The sequence below is a fragment of the Leucobacter chromiireducens genome, from assembly GCF_003917135.1.
GTDB lineage: Bacteria > Actinomycetota > Actinomycetes > Actinomycetales > Microbacteriaceae > Leucobacter > Leucobacter chromiireducens_A.
In genome coordinates, this window is record NZ_RPDI01000004.1 from 56676 (window position 1) to 71900 (window position 15225).

The 15225-nt window shown below is 69.1% G+C and carries 13 protein-coding genes; 8 read left to right on the forward strand and 5 right to left on the reverse strand.

Features of this window, described 5'->3' with window-relative positions; genetic code table 11:
• From EGM46_RS03050 to mtnA, 3 genes are all read right to left on the reverse strand, one after another.
• Positions 1 to 1527, reverse strand: coding sequence for a sugar ABC transporter ATP-binding protein (locus EGM46_RS03050; RefSeq protein ID WP_125098700.1), 1527 nt, complete (start codon positions 1525 to 1527; stop codon positions 1 to 3).
• Positions 1528 to 1588: 61 nt separating this feature from the next.
• Positions 1589 to 2686, reverse strand: coding sequence for a substrate-binding domain-containing protein (locus EGM46_RS03055; protein ID WP_125098701.1), 1098 nt, complete (start codon positions 2684 to 2686; stop codon positions 1589 to 1591).
• Positions 2687 to 2730: 44 nt separating this feature from the next.
• Entirely contained in the window at positions 2731 to 3759 is a 1029-nt protein-coding gene (gene mtnA, locus EGM46_RS03060) for an S-methyl-5-thioribose-1-phosphate isomerase (RefSeq protein ID WP_125098702.1), read from the reverse strand.
• Between the two features lie 178 nt (positions 3760 to 3937).
• Between mtnA and EGM46_RS03065 the strand changes: the two genes are divergently transcribed.
• From EGM46_RS03065 to EGM46_RS03095, 7 genes are all read left to right on the forward strand, one after another.
• Complete coding sequence (locus EGM46_RS03065; protein ID WP_125098703.1) at positions 3938 to 4654, forward strand: GntR family transcriptional regulator; 717 nt, start codon at positions 3938 to 3940, stop codon at positions 4652 to 4654.
• 149 nt (positions 4655 to 4803) lie between these two features.
• Complete coding sequence (locus EGM46_RS03070) at positions 4804 to 5436, forward strand: class II aldolase/adducin family protein (protein WP_125098704.1); 633 nt, start codon at positions 4804 to 4806, stop codon at positions 5434 to 5436.
• A 215-nt stretch (positions 5437 to 5651) separates the two neighbouring features.
• A complete protein-coding gene (locus EGM46_RS03075; RefSeq protein ID WP_125098705.1) occupies positions 5652 to 6656 on the forward strand; it encodes a siderophore ABC transporter substrate-binding protein in 1005 nt (334 codons plus the stop codon).
• Between the two features lie 95 nt (positions 6657 to 6751).
• Positions 6752 to 7711, forward strand: a complete 960-nt coding sequence (locus tag EGM46_RS03080) for an ABC transporter permease (RefSeq protein ID WP_125098706.1) — start codon at positions 6752 to 6754, stop codon at positions 7709 to 7711.
• On the forward strand, positions 7704 to 8732 hold the full coding sequence (locus EGM46_RS03085; RefSeq protein WP_241156149.1) for an iron chelate uptake ABC transporter family permease subunit: 1029 nt from the start codon (positions 7704 to 7706) through the stop codon (positions 8730 to 8732). The genes EGM46_RS03080 and EGM46_RS03085 overlap by 8 nt, the downstream gene beginning before the upstream one ends.
• On the forward strand, positions 8729 to 9490 hold the full coding sequence (locus EGM46_RS03090) for an iron ABC transporter ATP-binding protein (protein WP_125098708.1): 762 nt from the start codon (positions 8729 to 8731) through the stop codon (positions 9488 to 9490). Before EGM46_RS03085 ends, EGM46_RS03090 begins: the two co-directional genes overlap by 4 nt.
• Before the next feature lie 69 nt (positions 9491 to 9559).
• Positions 9560 to 10384, forward strand: coding sequence for a serine hydrolase domain-containing protein (locus EGM46_RS03095; RefSeq protein WP_125098709.1), 825 nt, complete (start codon positions 9560 to 9562; stop codon positions 10382 to 10384).
• A 59-nt stretch (positions 10385 to 10443) separates the two neighbouring features.
• On the opposite strand, the gene EGM46_RS03100 is transcribed toward EGM46_RS03095, so the two are convergent.
• The gene (locus EGM46_RS03100) at positions 10444 to 11448 is read right to left on the reverse strand and encodes an endonuclease domain-containing protein (protein WP_125098710.1); all 1005 of its coding nucleotides are present in this window, start codon (positions 11446 to 11448) and stop codon (positions 10444 to 10446) included.
• 222 nt (positions 11449 to 11670) lie between these two features.
• On the reverse strand, positions 11671 to 13995 hold the full coding sequence (gene purL / locus EGM46_RS03105) for a phosphoribosylformylglycinamidine synthase subunit PurL (protein ID WP_125098711.1): 2325 nt from the start codon (positions 13993 to 13995) through the stop codon (positions 11671 to 11673).
• Between the two features lie 166 nt (positions 13996 to 14161).
• Here purL and EGM46_RS03110 point away from each other — a divergent pair, with 166 nt between their 5' ends.
• Entirely contained in the window at positions 14162 to 15124 is a 963-nt protein-coding gene (locus EGM46_RS03110; RefSeq protein WP_125098712.1) for a hypothetical protein, read from the forward strand.
• Positions 15125 to 15225: the final 101 nt, after the last annotated feature.

A 15225-nucleotide genomic window follows, 5' to 3' on the forward strand; every position in this document is an offset into this window, starting at 1 on the left:
TCAGGCCACCTCCGTCATGCTCTGGATGATCTGTTCGTTGCTGATGTCTGCGGCGCGCGCGTCGAGTGTGATGCGTCCCTCGACCATCACGATGATCCGGTCGGCCATTTCGCGGACCTCGTCGACGTCGCTGCAGATCATGACGACGGCCGAGCCGTCAGCGGCCTGCTCGCGTGCGCGCTGCGAGATGACGCGCCGTGCGCCGATGTCGACGCCGCGGAACGGTTCGTCGAGCAGTAGCACGCGGGGTGCGCGCTGCATCCACCGCGCAACCATGACCTTTTGCTGGTTGCCGCCGGAGAGCGCGTCGACCGACTGCTCAGGCCCGGTCGTGACGACGGAGAAGCGGTCGATCGCCGCAGCGCCCGCCGTGCGTTCCTTCCCCGGCGTGAGGACGCCGCTGCGCACGAAGTCGGTGAGGAACGGCAGGGAGAGCGTGCGCATGACCGACCAGCCGGGCAGCATGCCCTGCGCGGCCCGGTCCTCCGGCACGAGGTACACACCCTGCGAGATGGCGGCCTTCGGTGACTTCGGCGCGAACGGCCGATCCCCGAGCGACATCTCCCCGCTCGTGGACTTTCGCGCGCCGAACACGGTCTCCGCGAGCTCCGTCTTGCCCGCCCCGATGAGGCCGATAATGCCGGTGACCTCGCCCGCGGCGATATCCAGGTCGATCGGCGCGCTCTCCGGGAACACGCGATGCCCGCGAATCGAGAGCGCGGTGCCGGTGCCGTGCAGCGCTTCGAGCTCGGCGGCGTCGGCGAGGACGCCCTCACCGAGCATGGAGCGCACGGCCGCCTGCAGGTCGAACGGCAGCTGCTGCGCGTTCACGATCCGGCCGTCGCGGAGGACCGCCAGCCGGTCGGCGAGCGCGTTGATCTCGCTCAGCCGGTGCGACACGTAGAGGATCGCGACGCCGCGATCCCGCAGCTTCGTGACGAGGGCGAACAAACGCTCGGCCTCGTTCTGCGAGAGCGTCGAGGTCGGTTCGTCGAGGATCAGCACCTGCGGCGTCGTGGACAGCGCCCGCGCGAGCAGGAGCATCTGGCAATCCGCGATCCCCAGCTCGTGCACGTCCTGGCGCAGGAACGCGTCGTCCCAGTCGAGGTCGAGGGTCGCGGCGATCTCTCGCGCGCGCGGGAGGAGCGAGCGCAACGACGCGACCGCCGGCACCTCCTTGAGCGCGATCTCCTCGAAGAGGAGGTTCTCGGCGACGCTCAGCCCGGGCACGATCGCGTCGTCGATGCGCTGGTGCACGGTGCGCACGCCGGCGCGCGCGGCGGACATCGGGGTGTCGAAGTCGACGGGCGCGCCGTCGAGGAGCAGCTCACCAGCGGTGGGCGCGTGCACGCCGGCCAGGATCTTGATGAGTGTCGATTTGCCCGCGCCGTTCGCGCCGAGCAGGGCGGTCACGGTGCCGGGAACGAGTTCGAGGTCGACGCCCTTCAGCACGCGGTTCGCGCCGAAGTTCTTGGTCAACCCGACGAGGCGCAGGGCGGCGGCCGGTGCGGTTTCCGTCGATTGCATGGGGACAACAACTCCTTGAGGAGGCGTGGGCGCCGGGGTGACCCCGGCGCCCACGGGGAAATTAGAAGGAGACGACCGGGATCCAGTCGGCGCTCGACACCTCGGAGATGTTGAGCGACGGCTCAGCGGCGCGGAGATCGTCCATGTTCTTGATGTCGTTCTCGCGCAGCATCTTCTGCGTCACGAGGATCGGCGGGAAGTCGACCGTGTCGGTCGTGAGCTCGCCGGCCATCTTGAGCGCGAGCGTGCGCATCACGGCAGCCCCGATCGCGTTCGGATCGGTCGCGCCCGTGGCCACCCAGCGGCTGCCCTCGGCGGTCATGAGCTCGATGTCGGCGGTGGAGATGTCCGCGCCGTACACGAGGATGTCCTCGGTGCCCGGCACCTGGTCGAGCCCGGTCAGCGTGCCCTTCGCGAACTCGTCGTACGGCGAGTAGATCGCCTGCACGCCGGAGTTGGCCTGCACCGCAGCGGTGATCATCGGTGCGGAGTCCGTTGCGGTGGAGTTGGTGAAGTTGCCGGTCTTGAACTTCTGATCCCAGCCCTGCTTCGTGAGGTACTCCTGCCACACCGCGTCACGGCGGTCGAGCGGTGCGATCCCGTCGTAGTTGACGTAGCCCACCTCCACGTCCGTCCCGATGTCTTCCGCCATCTGGTCGAGCACGAGCGACGCCATCAGCGCGTCAGACTGCTGAGTCTGCACTGCCTCCGGCGCGCACTGCTGGATCTCGACGTCGTAGATCGCAACAACGATTCCGGCGTCGAGCGCCTGGTTGACGCCCTCGCAGAGCGTGTCCGGCAGGCCGTGGCGGATGATGATGCCGTCGACGCCGGAGGCGATGGCCTGGTCGAGCTGGGTGGCCTGCGTCGCATTGTCGCCCTGCGCGTCGAACACGGACAAGTCAACGCCGAGAGCGTCGGCCTGCTGACGCGTGCCGTTCAGGTACTGCTGGAAGTAGTCGCCCTGACCGGACTGCTGCACGATCGCGATCTTGACGCCCTCGGCGTCGAAGGGCGCGGGCGCCGTGCCGGTCGCCTCGGCGACCTTGCCGGAATCCGAGGAGCCCTCGGACGTCGCGGGGGCGCCCTGCGTGCAGCCGGCAAGGCCCAGGGTGAGGATGGCCGCTGCGCTGAGGGCAGCGGTGGTGATCTTACGCATCGTTGCGTTCCTTTCGAATGGGTGCTGCGGGGTAATGAGTGTGGCTAGGCGTCGAAGAGCGGCTGCGCCGTTGCGGCAGGCTCGACGACACCGCGCTCGGTGACAATGGCGGAGATGATGTCGTGCGGGGTGACGTCGAAGGCCGGGTTGAACGCGCGCACGCCTGGCGTTGCCACGTGTACGCCGCCGAACGCGAGCACCTCGTCGTCGCCGCGCTCCTCGATCTCGATCTCGTCGCCCGTCGCCGTCGCCGCGTCGACGGTCGAGTAGGGCGCCGCGACCACGAACGGGATGCCCTTGCGCGCGCAGGCGAGGGCGAGGGCGACCGATCCCACCTTGTTGGCGGTGTCGCCGTTCGCGGTGATGCGGTCGGCGCCGATCACGGCGAAGTCAACCAGGCCGCGCAGGATCGTGCTCGACGCGGCGCCGTCGACCTCGACGAGGTGCGGGATCCCGTCCTGGTGGAGCTCCCAGCTCGTGAGCCGCGTGCCCTGCAGCAGCGGGCGGGTCTCGTCAACGTAGACGAGCTCCAGCTTGCCGCGCTCGTGGAGCTCGTGCAGGATCCCGTACGCGGTGCCCCACGCCGTGGTCGCGAGCGCGCCGGTGTTGCAGTGCGTCACGGCGCGCAGTGGCCGGTCGCCGACGCGTGCGAGCAGCCAGTCGGCGCCGAGGCGCGAGAGCTCGCGGTTCGCCGCCTCGTCCTCCGCGGCGATCGCGTTCGCCTCGGCGAGGCAGCGGTCGAAGCCGGCGGTGCGGAACGCAGCGACGCGGTTGGCGCCCCACGCGAGGTTCACCGCGGTGGGGCGCGCCTCGGCGATCGTGGTGATCGCCGTGCTGAGCTGCTCCTCGCTCCAGTTCTCGCGCTCTGCCTGCAGGAGGGCGAGCGCGACGCCGTAGCCGCCGGCTGCGCCGAGCGCCGGGGCGCCACGCACCGCGAGGCGCTGGATGGCGTCGATGAGCAGATCGACCGTGGTCACCTCGAGGAACACTTCCTCCGAGGGGAGCCGGGTCTGATCGATCAGGCGGATGTGTGAGTCAGTTGCGGCATCAATCCACTCGATTGCGCGAACCATGGCTATGGCGATCCTTTCGACGGCGTTGTCTGCGCACTCCGCGCGGGCTATCGCGAGAAACGTAATTGGTTGACTGACAACTTGTCAAGTGAGGTCACATATATGCGCGTGTGGCGATGACCTAGACTGGGGGGACTGGCAATCCGGGCGCGACCGCCCACGGGCAATGGAGGCGTGCATGGCAAAGCCGGGATCGAGGGTGGCGCTCGTCGCAGACGGACTGCGCGCCGCGATTCGCTCTGAGGAGTTCGTCGAGGGCGAGCGGCTTCCCACGGAGGCCCAGTTGGCGGCCCGCTTTGGCGTCTCGCGCCCGACCGTGCGCGCCGCGCTGCGGGAGCTGGAGACGGTCGCGCTCGTGCGCACGCAGCACGGCGTCGGGTCGTTCGTCGCGGAGCGCCCCGCGGTGACCGCGGGGCTGGAGCGGCTCGACTCAATCACCGAGTCGATCCGCAATACGGGGCGGGAGCCCGGCATGATCTACCGCGGCAGGGTGATCCGACCACTGCTCCCCGACGAGGCCGAGAAACTTGAGGTCTCCGGGGACGCGAGTGCGCTCGAGCTGCGCCGCACGATCCTTGCGGACGGCGAGGTGGTGGCGTACTCCTACGATCTGATGCCGATCGGCGTCTTCCCCGAGGGGGAGGATCCCGAATCGGTGCAGGGGTCGCTGTTCACGTACCTTCGCGAGGAGCGGGACCTGCACCCGCACTACGGGGTGGCAGAGGTGCACGCGGTGCAGTCGGACCGGATTGGCTGGGATGCCCCGGTGGGGAAGTCGGCGCTCTACGTGCTGCTCGATCAGGTGCACTTCGACCGCTCGGCCCGCGCGCTGCTGTACTCGCGCACGTACTTCCTCGAGGGGCGGTACGCGTTCACCATTCGGCGCGCCGGGTGAGGCTCCCGGGGCAGCAACCTTGGGGCTAGTTGTTTGACAACTGCCGGGCTCGGGGGAAGAATATTGACGCCCCATGGCGCATCGGTGCGGCGTGAGTCGCGCGGTCGCGGCGCCGGGCACGGCTCTGTGGAAGGGATCAGGAACACCCCATGTTGAATACCCAGGAGGGGTCAGCCCTCGCCCTCGAACTCTCGAGCATCGGTGCGGACGCGGTGAACCGTGGGCTCGTGCTCGCGAGCGGTGGCAACCTGTCCGCGCGGCTCGACGATGAGCACTTCATCATCACCGGCTCCGGCACGTGGCTCGATCGGCTGCGCCCGGGCGACTTCACGGTGATGCGCCTGGACGGCACCGTGGTCTCGGGGAATCCGAAGCCGTCGAGCGAGTGGAAGCTGCACCAGCGCGCGTACGAGGCGCGCGCCGACGTCAACGTCGTGATCCATCTGCATCCGCAGCACGCGGTGCTGCTCGCCTCCCTGGGGATCGACATTCGTCTCCTCACGCTCGATCACGCGTTCTACGTGAAGTCGATCGGCGTCACGCCGTTCTACCCCAACGGCTCGGACGAACTCGCGGACACCGCGGCCGCCGAGCTCGCCAGCCACGACTGCGTGGTGATGCGTCATCACGGCTGCACCGCGGTAGGCGACACGATCGAGATGACGTACCGCCGCGCGCTGAACCTGGAGGACGCGGCGAAGGCTACGGTGCTCGCGCGGCAGCTGGGGGATACCGACACGACGTTCCCCGCGGAGCACATGCCCGATCTGCATCACGCATAGCCCGCGCATCGAGCACTCAGAACCCTGCCCCGGAGCACGCGAAAACGCCGCGTTCTTCGGGGCTTTCTGCGTCAAGACTTGAACATCTGATGAATGTAAGCATAGGCTGAATAGAGAGCTTGTTCGGCGGCGCGCCCGCACCGCGAACAGTGAACGCGCTGCCGCGAAGCCTCGCCGCAGCGCGTTTCCATGTCCGTTCAACCGAAGGATTCGACGTGTCATTCCGTTCCACCCGCACCACGGCGGCCGCTGCCCTCGCGCTCGGCGCCGCGCTGCTCCTCTCCGCATGCTCGACGGCCGCGCCCGCCGCGGACGCAGAGGCCGACGCCCAGGCAGCGTCCGGCACGGTGACCATCACCGACAACCACGGTGAGGTCGAGGTCCCGGTCAACCCGAAGACCGTCGTCGCACTCGACAACCATGTCTTCTCCACGCTCGATGCCTGGGGCATCGAGCTCGCCGCGGCCCCGAAGGGGATCATGGGGACGGTCTGGCCGAACTACCTCGAGGAATCGGTTGCAGACATCGGCTCGCACCGGGAGCCCAACCTCGAGACGATCGTCGCCGCGCAGCCCGACCTCATCATCGCGGGCTACCGCTTCAGTGACTCCTACGAAGAGATCGCGAAGCAGAATCCGGACGCCGCGGTCATCGATATCGCCCCGCGCGAGGGCGAGGACCTGGTGAGCGAGCTGAAGCGCGAGAGCGAGATTCTCGGCCAGATCTTCGACCGGGAGGACGAGGCAACGGAGCTGAACGAGCAGCTCGACGCCGCGATCGCGGACGCGAAGGAGGCCTACAACGGCACCGACACCGTGATGGCGGTGAACACCTCGGGTGGCAAGATCGGCTACATCGCCCCGGGCGTCGGTCGTTCGGTCGGCCCCGTGTTTGACGCGCTCGGCCTGGAGCCGGCGCTCGAGGTGGAGGGCGCAACGAGCGACCACCAGGGCGACGACATCTCCGTCGAGGCGATCGCTGCGTCGAACCCGCAGTGGATCATTGCGCTCGACCGCGACGCCGCCTTCGCTCCGGAGGACCGCGAAGAGGGCTCGCTCCCCGCGGCTGAGCTCATCGCCGACTCGGAGGCGCTGAAGAACGTTCCCGCGGTGCAGGACGGCAACATCATCTACCTCGACGCGAACTTCTACCTCACCGAAGACATTCAGGCGTACACCGCGCTCTTCGAGGAGATCACGGACGCCTTCTCGGCGGCATGATCTCCGACCATCGCGCCGCGGATTCTCGCGGCCAGGGGGCGCCCGCTCGGCTGAGCGGGCGCTCTCGCGTTGCCACTGCGCCGAGCGCGGAGGAGATGACGCCGGCCCGCCGCTCCTCCCCGTGGCCGCTCATCCTCGCCGTGCTCGGTGTCCTCGCGCTCCTCGTGCTCTCCGTGTTCGTCGGGGTCTACGACCTCTCGGACGGGGAGATGGGCGCGGAGATGATCTGGATCACGCGCGTGCCCCGAACGCTCGCGCTCGTGCTCGCGGGTGCCGCAATGGCGGCGAGCGGGCTGGTGATGCAGATGCTCACGCAGAACCGTTTCGTCGACGCGACCACCTCCGGCACCACGGAGTGGGCCTCCCTCGGCCTCCTGCTCACGGCGATCATCGCCCCGGGCGTCGGGCTGCTCGGGCGCATGGCGATCGCGAGCGCGTTCGCGTTCGTCGGCGCGATGGCCTTCATGCTGATCCTGCGGCGCGTAGTCATCCGCACGACGCTCGTCGTGCCCCTCATCGGCATCATGCTGGGCGCGGTCGTTGGCGCGCTCACCACCTTCCTCGCCGTGCAGTTCAACCTGCTGCAGATGGTGGGGACATGGTTCATGGGCAGCTTCACCGGTGTGGTGCGCGGGCGATACGAGGTGCTGTGGATCGTCGCGGTCGTCACTCTGCTGGTGTTTCTGCTCGCCGACCGCATCACTGTCGCTGGCCTTGGCCGCGACGTCGCGACGAACGTCGGCATGAGCTACGACGCGATCGTGATCGCGGGCACCGCGCTCGTCGCGGTTTCCGCTGGTGTGACTGTCGTTGTCGTTGGCTTCCTCCCGTTCCTCGGGCTCGTCGTCCCGAACATCGTTGCGACGATTCGCGGTGACAACGTGCGGAGCAACCTGCCGTGGGTGTGCCTCGGCGGTGTGGCGCTCGTGATCATCTGTGACATCATCGGCCGAGTGATTCGCATGCCGTTCGAGGTGCCCGTCTCGATGGTGCTCGGCATCATCGGCACGGTCGTGTTCATCACCATCCTCCTGAGGGGGCGTGCTCGTGGCTAGCATCGTCACACTCAGCGCGGCTGGAGTGCTGCCCGACGCCCCGGAGCCTGCAGCCCCGCGCTGGCGCCGCGCGATCCCGATCGTGCTGGTCTACACAGTCGCGCTCGCGCTCGCCGTCGCCGTACTCAGCTACGGCAATCCGGCCCCGGTCGGCAGCTCCGGCTTCTGGGTGATCGTGCAGTCGCGCTTCGCCTCCCTGGGCACGATCGCCCTCGTCGCGGTGTGCCAGTCGGTCGCCACGGTGCTGTTCCACACGGCAACGTCGAACCGTATCCTCACCCCGTCGATCCTGGGCTTCGACGCGCTCTACGTTCTCACGCAGACCGCGCTCGTGTTCGTCTTCGGCACCGCGGCGTCCGGCATGGAGGGGATCCCGAAGATCCTCGCCCAGAGCGGGCTCATGGTGCTCTTCGCCACGGCCCTCTACGGCTGGCTGTTCTCAGGAAAACACGCAAACCTGCACCTCCTGCTCCTCGTTGGCGTCGTGCTGGGGATCGGCTTCGGGTCGGTGTCGACGTTCATGCAGCGGATGCTCACGCCGAGCGAGTTCGACGTGCTGAGCGCGCGCCTCTTTGGCAGCATCGGGAAGGGCAACGTCGAATACCTCCCCGTCGCTGCCACGATCGCGGTCGGGATCCTGCTCTTCGTCTGGGCGAAGCGCCGCACCTACGACGTTGTCGCGCTCGGACGTGATGCCGCGGTGAGTCTCGGCGTGCACTACCGCAGAGAGATCGTCACGATCCTCGTCCTCGTTGCGGTGCTCGTCTCCGTGTCCGTCACGATGGTGGGTCCCATGACGTTCTACGGCTTCCTCGTCGCAACGCTCGCTTACCAGTTCGCGCGAAATGACACGCACGCCGAGGTGCTGCCGCTCGCCATCGGGATCGGCCTCGTGACCCTCATCGGGGCGACCTTCATCCTGAAGCACGTGTTCTCCGCTGGCGGTCTGGTGACCGTCATCATCGAGTTCATCGGCGGGCTCTTGTTCCTCATTGTTCTGCTCAGAAAGGGGCTGCGTTGATCCAGCTCACGAACGTGGGGAAGGAGTACGCCGGTCGCCGCGTGCTCGGCCCCATCGACCTCACCATCGAACGCGGTGGCGTGACCGCGCTCATCGGCCCGAACGGTGCGGGGAAGTCGACCATGCTGACGATCATCGGCCGCCTGCTCGAGGCGGACAGTGGGAGCGTGACGGTCGGCGGGCTCGACGTGCGCACCTCGAAGTCCCGCGAGCTCGCGCAGGTCGTGTCGATCCTGAAGCAGGAGAACCACTTCATGGCGCGACTGACGGTGCGACAGCTCGTCACGTTCGGCCGCTTCCCGCACTCCGCCGGGCGGCTCACCGAGACGGACCACCGCGCGATCCACGCGGCGATCGCGTTCCTCGACCTCGCCGGGATGGAGGAGCGCTTCATCGACGAGCTGTCTGGCGGTCAGCGGCAGCGCGCGTTCGTGGCCATGGTGCTGGCGCAGGACACCGACTACGTGCTGCTCGACGAGCCGCTGACCGGCCTCGACATGCGTCACGCGGTCGGCATGATGGGCCAGGTGCGCGCCGCGGCCGACGCGCTGGGCAAGACGGTGATCCTCGTGATCCACGACGTGAACTTCGCCGCCGCGTATGCCGACCGCATCGTCGCGCTCGCGGACGGCCGCGTGGTCGCGTCGGGGACGCCCGAGGAGATCATCACTCCCGAGGTGCTGGAGCGCGTCTTCGAGACTCCGGTTGAGGTGCTCGAGCACGCGGGACGCCGGGTCGCGGTCTATTACCGGCCGTAGCGGGGGCGAAGCCCGCGGGCCGGCGCGCTCGTGGCGGCGAGGTGGGCGCTGGCCCGGTACCGTTGACGCATGGAGAGTCTCACCACGATCGACACCTGGCCCGTGAAGCACGCCGCGGCGGCCGTCATTGCGCAGGACGGCCGTATTCTCGGCCAGCACGGCGATCAGCATCGCGAGTTCAAGCTCGCCTCGGTCACGAAGCTGCTGAGCGCCGCCGCGGTGCTGCTCGGCGTGGAAGAGGGCGTGCTCGAGCTCGACGACCCTGCCGGTCCGGAGGGCTCGACCGTGCGGCACCTGCTCGCGCACGCCTCGGGGTACGACTTTTCGGAGGACATCCTTCGCGCACGTCCCGGACGGCGGCGCGTGTACTCGAACCGCGGCATCAACGTACTCGCCGAGGTATTCGCCGAGCGGGCGGAAATGCCCTTCGCTGAGTACCTTCGCGAGGGCATCCTCGAACCGCTGGGGATGACGCACACACGACTCGAGGGCCCGCCCGCCGCCGGCGGGGTCTCCACGGTTGCCGACCTCAGCCGTTTCGCCGCCGAACTGCAGAACCCGCAGCTGCTGCACCCGGACACGATCGCGCTCGCCACGCACGTGGTGTTCCCCGGTCTCGACGGCGTGCTCCCCGGGTTCGGCCGCCAGGAGCACAACGACTGGGGGCTGGGCTTCGAGATCCGCAACGGCAAGACCCCGCACTGGACGGGGAGCCTGAACAGCCCGGAGACCTACGGGCACTTCGGTCAGGCCGGAACATTCCTGTGGGTGGACCCGGTCGCCGAGGTGGCGTGCGTGGCGCTCACCGACCGGAATTTCGGCGAGTGGTCGGCGGCCGCGTGGCCGGTCTTCTCCGACGCCGTACTCCGCGAACTCGCTCCCGCCAAGGGCTAGGCCGGCGCTCGCGTCCAGCGCGGAGCGCAGCGGCTGAGCGGGAGTGTGCATGAGCATGTTCATCCGGTGACCCCGTCCTCTGCAAGGAGCTCGCCGAGTTTCCCCCGCACCGGGCTGGGCGATACGCCGAGCGCGTCCGCGACCCGGGCGGCGGTGCCCACGGGATCCAACAGCACGTGCTTCGCGCGAAACCGGAGGACGTGAAATCCGGCCTCGCGCGCCGCGTCAAGCCGTTCGAGGTCGCGTTCGTACTGGGTGCGGCTGGTGCGGTGCTGGTCGCCGTCGTACTCCACGAGGAGTTTGCGGGCCGCGCAGACGAGGTCAAACCGTCCGATCCATTCGCCACCCGGAGCGTGCACCGACTGCTGCAACACAAAGTGGTGATCGAGCGAGTGCCGCACCAGGATGAGCCGAAGCAGAGACTCCATACGCGATTCGGCGCCCACACTGGCAACCCGCAGCGCGATCCTGACTGCCGCGATTCCGCGAACGCGCTCGGTGAGCGCCGCGCGGCGGAGCCGAGCGAGCGAGGCCAGCGGTGGACCGCCGCGCGCCGCGGGATCGCGGAGCAGGTGATCGGCTGCCACCACGAGCTCCCGAAACGGCAGCAGGGCGCCGGACTGGCAGAGCGCGAGCCACGGCGCGATCAGCGGTGCCCCCGTGCCCGGCTGCGCGCGCGTGGGAAACGGCGTCGTGCGGGTGTGTCCCACCACTCCGTGGGCCACCGAGCGGCTGTGCGGCAGCGGGGCGGTGAGGTGGATCGCAGGTGACGTGCGAATGGGACAGCCCCAGAGGTGGAGCGCTGTGGTGTGACTGAGTGCCTCCCCCTCCCGAATGCGTGGGCGCACCCGCGTAGCGGCACGCGCGAGCGCGTCATCGGGCTGCGTGCCCGCGGCGCGCCCCTGCGGGGTGCCGAGCCACGCCACATCGCGGACCCCGTGGAAGGGACGCACGAACCGGTGGTGGCTCAGCACGCGCTCGGTCATCCCGGCGGCGCGTGCCTCGCGCACGGAGAACGGTCGAGACTCGAGGGGCTCGGGGAGCGGGGCGGGTGGTTGGGGCATGCCTCCAGGATCGGCCAGCGCGACCGCCCCGGAACCTCAGATCCCCTTTTTGTGGAGAACAAGCAATGCGAGCCCCCTGTGCGCGAGCCAAGCCCCCGCACCCCCCTGCCCCGCCCTTCGCCCCCCCGCCACCCCAATCCAAAAGTGGCAAACCGACCCTTCACGCGCGTGAAGGGTCGGTTTGCCACTTTTCAAATGAGGTTAGAGGGGAGGGGGGTACTCCTAACCCACCACTGGGCCGAAGCGCTCGGGGAGGGTCGCACGCGACGCGGCGCCCAGCTCGGCGAGCGGCAGCGTGAAGCGATCCTGCACCTCGATCGCAGCATCCTCGCCAGCGCCATCCGTCACGCCGATGCGCAGCACCGGGTAGCCGCGGCCCTCGCACAGCCCGCGGAACTTCACGTCCTCCTCGTGGGGCACCGCGACGAGCACGCGGCCCTGCGACTCCGAGAAGAGGGCCGCCGTCGCGTCGACGCCGTCGCGCGAGATGATCTCCTCGAGCCACACGCGGGCACCCACGCCGAAGCGCAGCGCGCCGTCGGTGAGCGCCTGCGCAAGGCCACCCTCTGAGAGGTCGACGGCGCCCGAGAGGATGCCGTTCTGCGAGGCGGCGTGCAGCAGCCCGGCGAGGCGGCGCTCGGCGTCGAGATCGGCCACCGGCGGGCGCCCGCCGAGGTGATCGTGCACGGTGCCGGCCCAGGCAGAACCGTCGAGCTCGTCGTGGGTGACGCCCAGCAGGTAGAGGTGCTCGCCCTGATCCTGCCAGCCGCTCGGCACGCGCCGCGCAACGTCGTCGATGATGCCGAGCACGCCAACCACGGGGGTCGGGTGGATCGGGGTGTCGCCCGTCTGGTTGTAGAGGGAGACGTTGCCGCCGGTGACGGGCACCTCGAGCGCCAGGCACGCGTCGGACAGGCCCTCGACGGCCTGCGAGAACTGCCACATGACCTCGGGGTTCTCGGGGCTGCCGAAGTTCAGGCAGTCGGTCACCGCGGTGGGAACGGCGCCGGAGGTGGCGACGTTGCGGTACGCTTCGGCGAGCGCGAGCTGCGCGCCGGCGAACGGGTCGAGCTGGCAGTAGCGGCCGTTCGCGTCGGTGGAGATCGCGACGCCGAGCCCGCTCTCCTCATCCACGCGGATCATGCCTGCGCCGTCCGGGAAGGAGAGCGCGGTGTTGCCGAGCACGTACTTGTCGTACTGGTTCGTGATCCAGTCGACCGATGCCTGGTTGGGCGACGCCGCGACGTCGATCATCTGCTGGCGCAGCACCTCGGCGGAGCCGTCGCGCGCGAGGCCGGCGGCGTTCACCGAGTCGGCCTGCAGCGCGTCGATCCAGCTCGGGTACGCGACGGGGCGCTCGTAGACGGGGCCGTCGACGGCGACCGTCGAGGGATCAACGTTGACGATCTCCTCGCCGCGCCAGTTGATGACGAGGCGGCCGGTGTCGGTGACCTCGCCGAGCACGCTCGTCTCGACGTCCCACTTCTGGGTGACCGCGAGGAACGCGTCGAGCTTCTCGGGGGCCACGATCGCCATCATGCGCTCCTGGCTCTCCGACATGAGGATCTCCTCGGCCGTCAGCGAGGGATCGCGGAGCAGCACGCTGTCGAGCTCGATGAACATGCCGCCGTCGCCGTTGGCCGCGAGCTCGGAGGTGGCGCAGGAGATGCCGGCTGCGCCGAGGTCCTGGATGCCCTCGACGAGGTCGCCCTGGAACAGCTCGAGGCAGCACTCGATGAGCACCTTCTCGGCGAACGGGTCGCCCACCTGCACGGCCGGGCGCTTCGTCGGGCCGCCCTCGTCGAACGAGTCGGAGGCGAGGATCGACGCGCCGCCGATGCCGTCGCCGCCCGTGCGCGCGCCGAAGAGCACGACCTTGTTGCCGAGGCCGGAAGCGTTCGCGAGGTGCAGGTCCTCGTGGCGGAGCACGCCGACGCCGAGCGCGTTGACGAGCGGGTTCTGCTGGTAGACCTTGTCGAACACGGTCTCGCCGCCGAGGTTCGGCAGCCCCAGGCAGTTCGCGTATGAGCTGATGCCGGAGACCACGCCGTGCACCACGCGGGCGGTGTCCGGCTCGTCGATGTCACCGAAGCGGAGCTGATCCATCACCGCGACGGGGCGCGCGCCCATGGAGATGATGTCGCGGATGATACCGCCGACACCGGTCGCCGCGCCCTGGAAGGGCTCGATGTAGGAGGGGTGGTTGTGGCTCTCCACCTTGAACGTGACGGCCCAGCCTTCGCCGATGTCGATGACACCGGCGTTCTCGCCCATGCCGACGAGCAGGCGCTCCTTCATCTTGTCGTTGACCTTCTTACCGAACTGGCGCAGGTAGATTTTCGACGACTTGTAGGAGCAGTGCTCCGACCACATGACGGAGTACATCGCCAGCTCACCCGATGTGGGGCGGCGGCCGAGGATCTCGCGGATCTGCGCGTACTCGTCGGCCTTCAGGCCGAGCGCGTCGTATGGCTGCTCTTTGTCGGGCGTCGCGATCGCGTCTGCGACGGTGTCCGGGAGGTGGATCGGGGCGGTGGGTTCAGTCACGCTGATGTGCTCCGTGGGCTCGGGGGCGGTACGGCTACGATCGGAGCGGCCAGCGCTCACCCGGCTAGTCTACGGCGTTTGGGCGCGCCTCGGGATCGGGCCGTAGTCGGCAAACGCGGCGGGCCCGTTTCTGGTGTTTTTCAGCGGGAACCGCGAAACTGGGTGCATGAGTACCCCGAACGCTGCCCCCGACCGCGCCGCGGCCGCCGATCCCGTCGGCACCGCCCCCGAGGCGCAGGGGGGTGGGAGCCAGCCGCGCACGCTGTCCACTTTCCTGAAGATCAGCATCGTGCTGCTCGCTGCGCTCACGATCGCCTCGATCTCGCTGCTCTTTATCGGTGATTTCCAGGGCAAGTTCGAGCGCGTCTTCGCCACGTTCCTCGTGTTCGCGGTGTTCGTCGGGCTGACCGCGCTCGACACGCGCCGCGAGCTGCGTTCTGAGTGGTACGCGCCGGTGGCGTTGATCGCGAACTCGTACATCCTCGCGCTGCTGCTCATCGTCACCTGGATGACGCCGTACGACCCGTTCCTGCTCGGCTGGTCGCTGCTCTGGAAGAGCATCGTCGTGATCGGCGTCACCCGCCTCGTGCTCGGCTGCTGCCAGCTGCTGCTCGGCATGAGCGATGGCAAGCCGGAGGCGATCGGCCGCTTCGCGTTCATCACGAGCATGCTCGCGGTGCTCGCTGGCATTCTCTTCACCGCTCCGATCGCGATCGAGACGTTCAACGTGCTGATCCCTGAGCTGTACTGGAAGATCGCGGTGGCGACGCTGATCCTCACGGCGCTCGGCCTCGCGATCACGCTGCTGCTGCGCTGGTTCTACGGCGCCCCGGAGCGCGACGCTGCGCGCGCGAAGCTGCGAACCGCAGTGCCGGATCGCGGCGCGAGCGCCGTCCCGTATCGCGCCGCGCCGCCTGCCGGCGCCCTGGCCCCGCCAGCGCCGGCGAGCCCGGCCGCCCCGGCCACGCCCGCCGCGCACCCCGCGCCGGCGGCGCCGGCTGCGCCCGCGCCGGCCGCGAGTGGCCCGCTGCTGCCCTGGCCGACCTTCGCCGACGGCCGCCCGATTCCTGCGCTGCCGAACGGTCAGCCCGACTTCAGCGTGCCGGGCTCCCCGCTGCCCCCGCACTAGCGCGAGTGCGCAGCGATACGCTTCGTCGCCATTCGGCTCGGTGACGCCCGCTCCTCTGCCCGCCGGGCATCGGTAGCCCCACCCCGTTCTCCCCCAGCGCG

What these genes read in the sequence shown, in the direction of transcription:
- EGM46_RS03100 (WP_125098710.1), bottom strand. Translation starts at nt 11,448, where the DNA reads ATGCCCCAACCACCCGCCCCGCTCCCCGAGCCCCTCGAGTCTCGACCG.
- EGM46_RS03065 (WP_125098703.1), top strand. Translation starts at nt 3,938, where the DNA reads ATGGCAAAGCCGGGATCGAGGGTGGCGCTCGTCGCAGACGGACTGCGC.
- EGM46_RS03050 (WP_125098700.1), bottom strand. Translation starts at nt 1,527, where the DNA reads ATGCAATCGACGGAAACCGCACCGGCCGCCGCCCTGCGCCTCGTCGGG.
- EGM46_RS03110 (WP_125098712.1), top strand. Translation starts at nt 14,162, where the DNA reads ATGAGTACCCCGAACGCTGCCCCCGACCGCGCCGCGGCCGCCGATCCC.
- EGM46_RS03055 (WP_125098701.1), bottom strand. Translation starts at nt 2,686, where the DNA reads ATGCGTAAGATCACCACCGCTGCCCTCAGCGCAGCGGCCATCCTCACC.
- EGM46_RS03095 (WP_125098709.1), top strand. Translation starts at nt 9,560, where the DNA reads ATGGAGAGTCTCACCACGATCGACACCTGGCCCGTGAAGCACGCCGCG.
- mtnA (WP_125098702.1), bottom strand. Translation starts at nt 3,759, where the DNA reads ATGGTTCGCGCAATCGAGTGGATTGATGCCGCAACTGACTCACACATC.
- EGM46_RS03070 (WP_125098704.1), top strand. Translation starts at nt 4,804, where the DNA reads ATGTTGAATACCCAGGAGGGGTCAGCCCTCGCCCTCGAACTCTCGAGC.
- EGM46_RS03080 (WP_125098706.1), top strand. Translation starts at nt 6,752, where the DNA reads ATGACGCCGGCCCGCCGCTCCTCCCCGTGGCCGCTCATCCTCGCCGTG.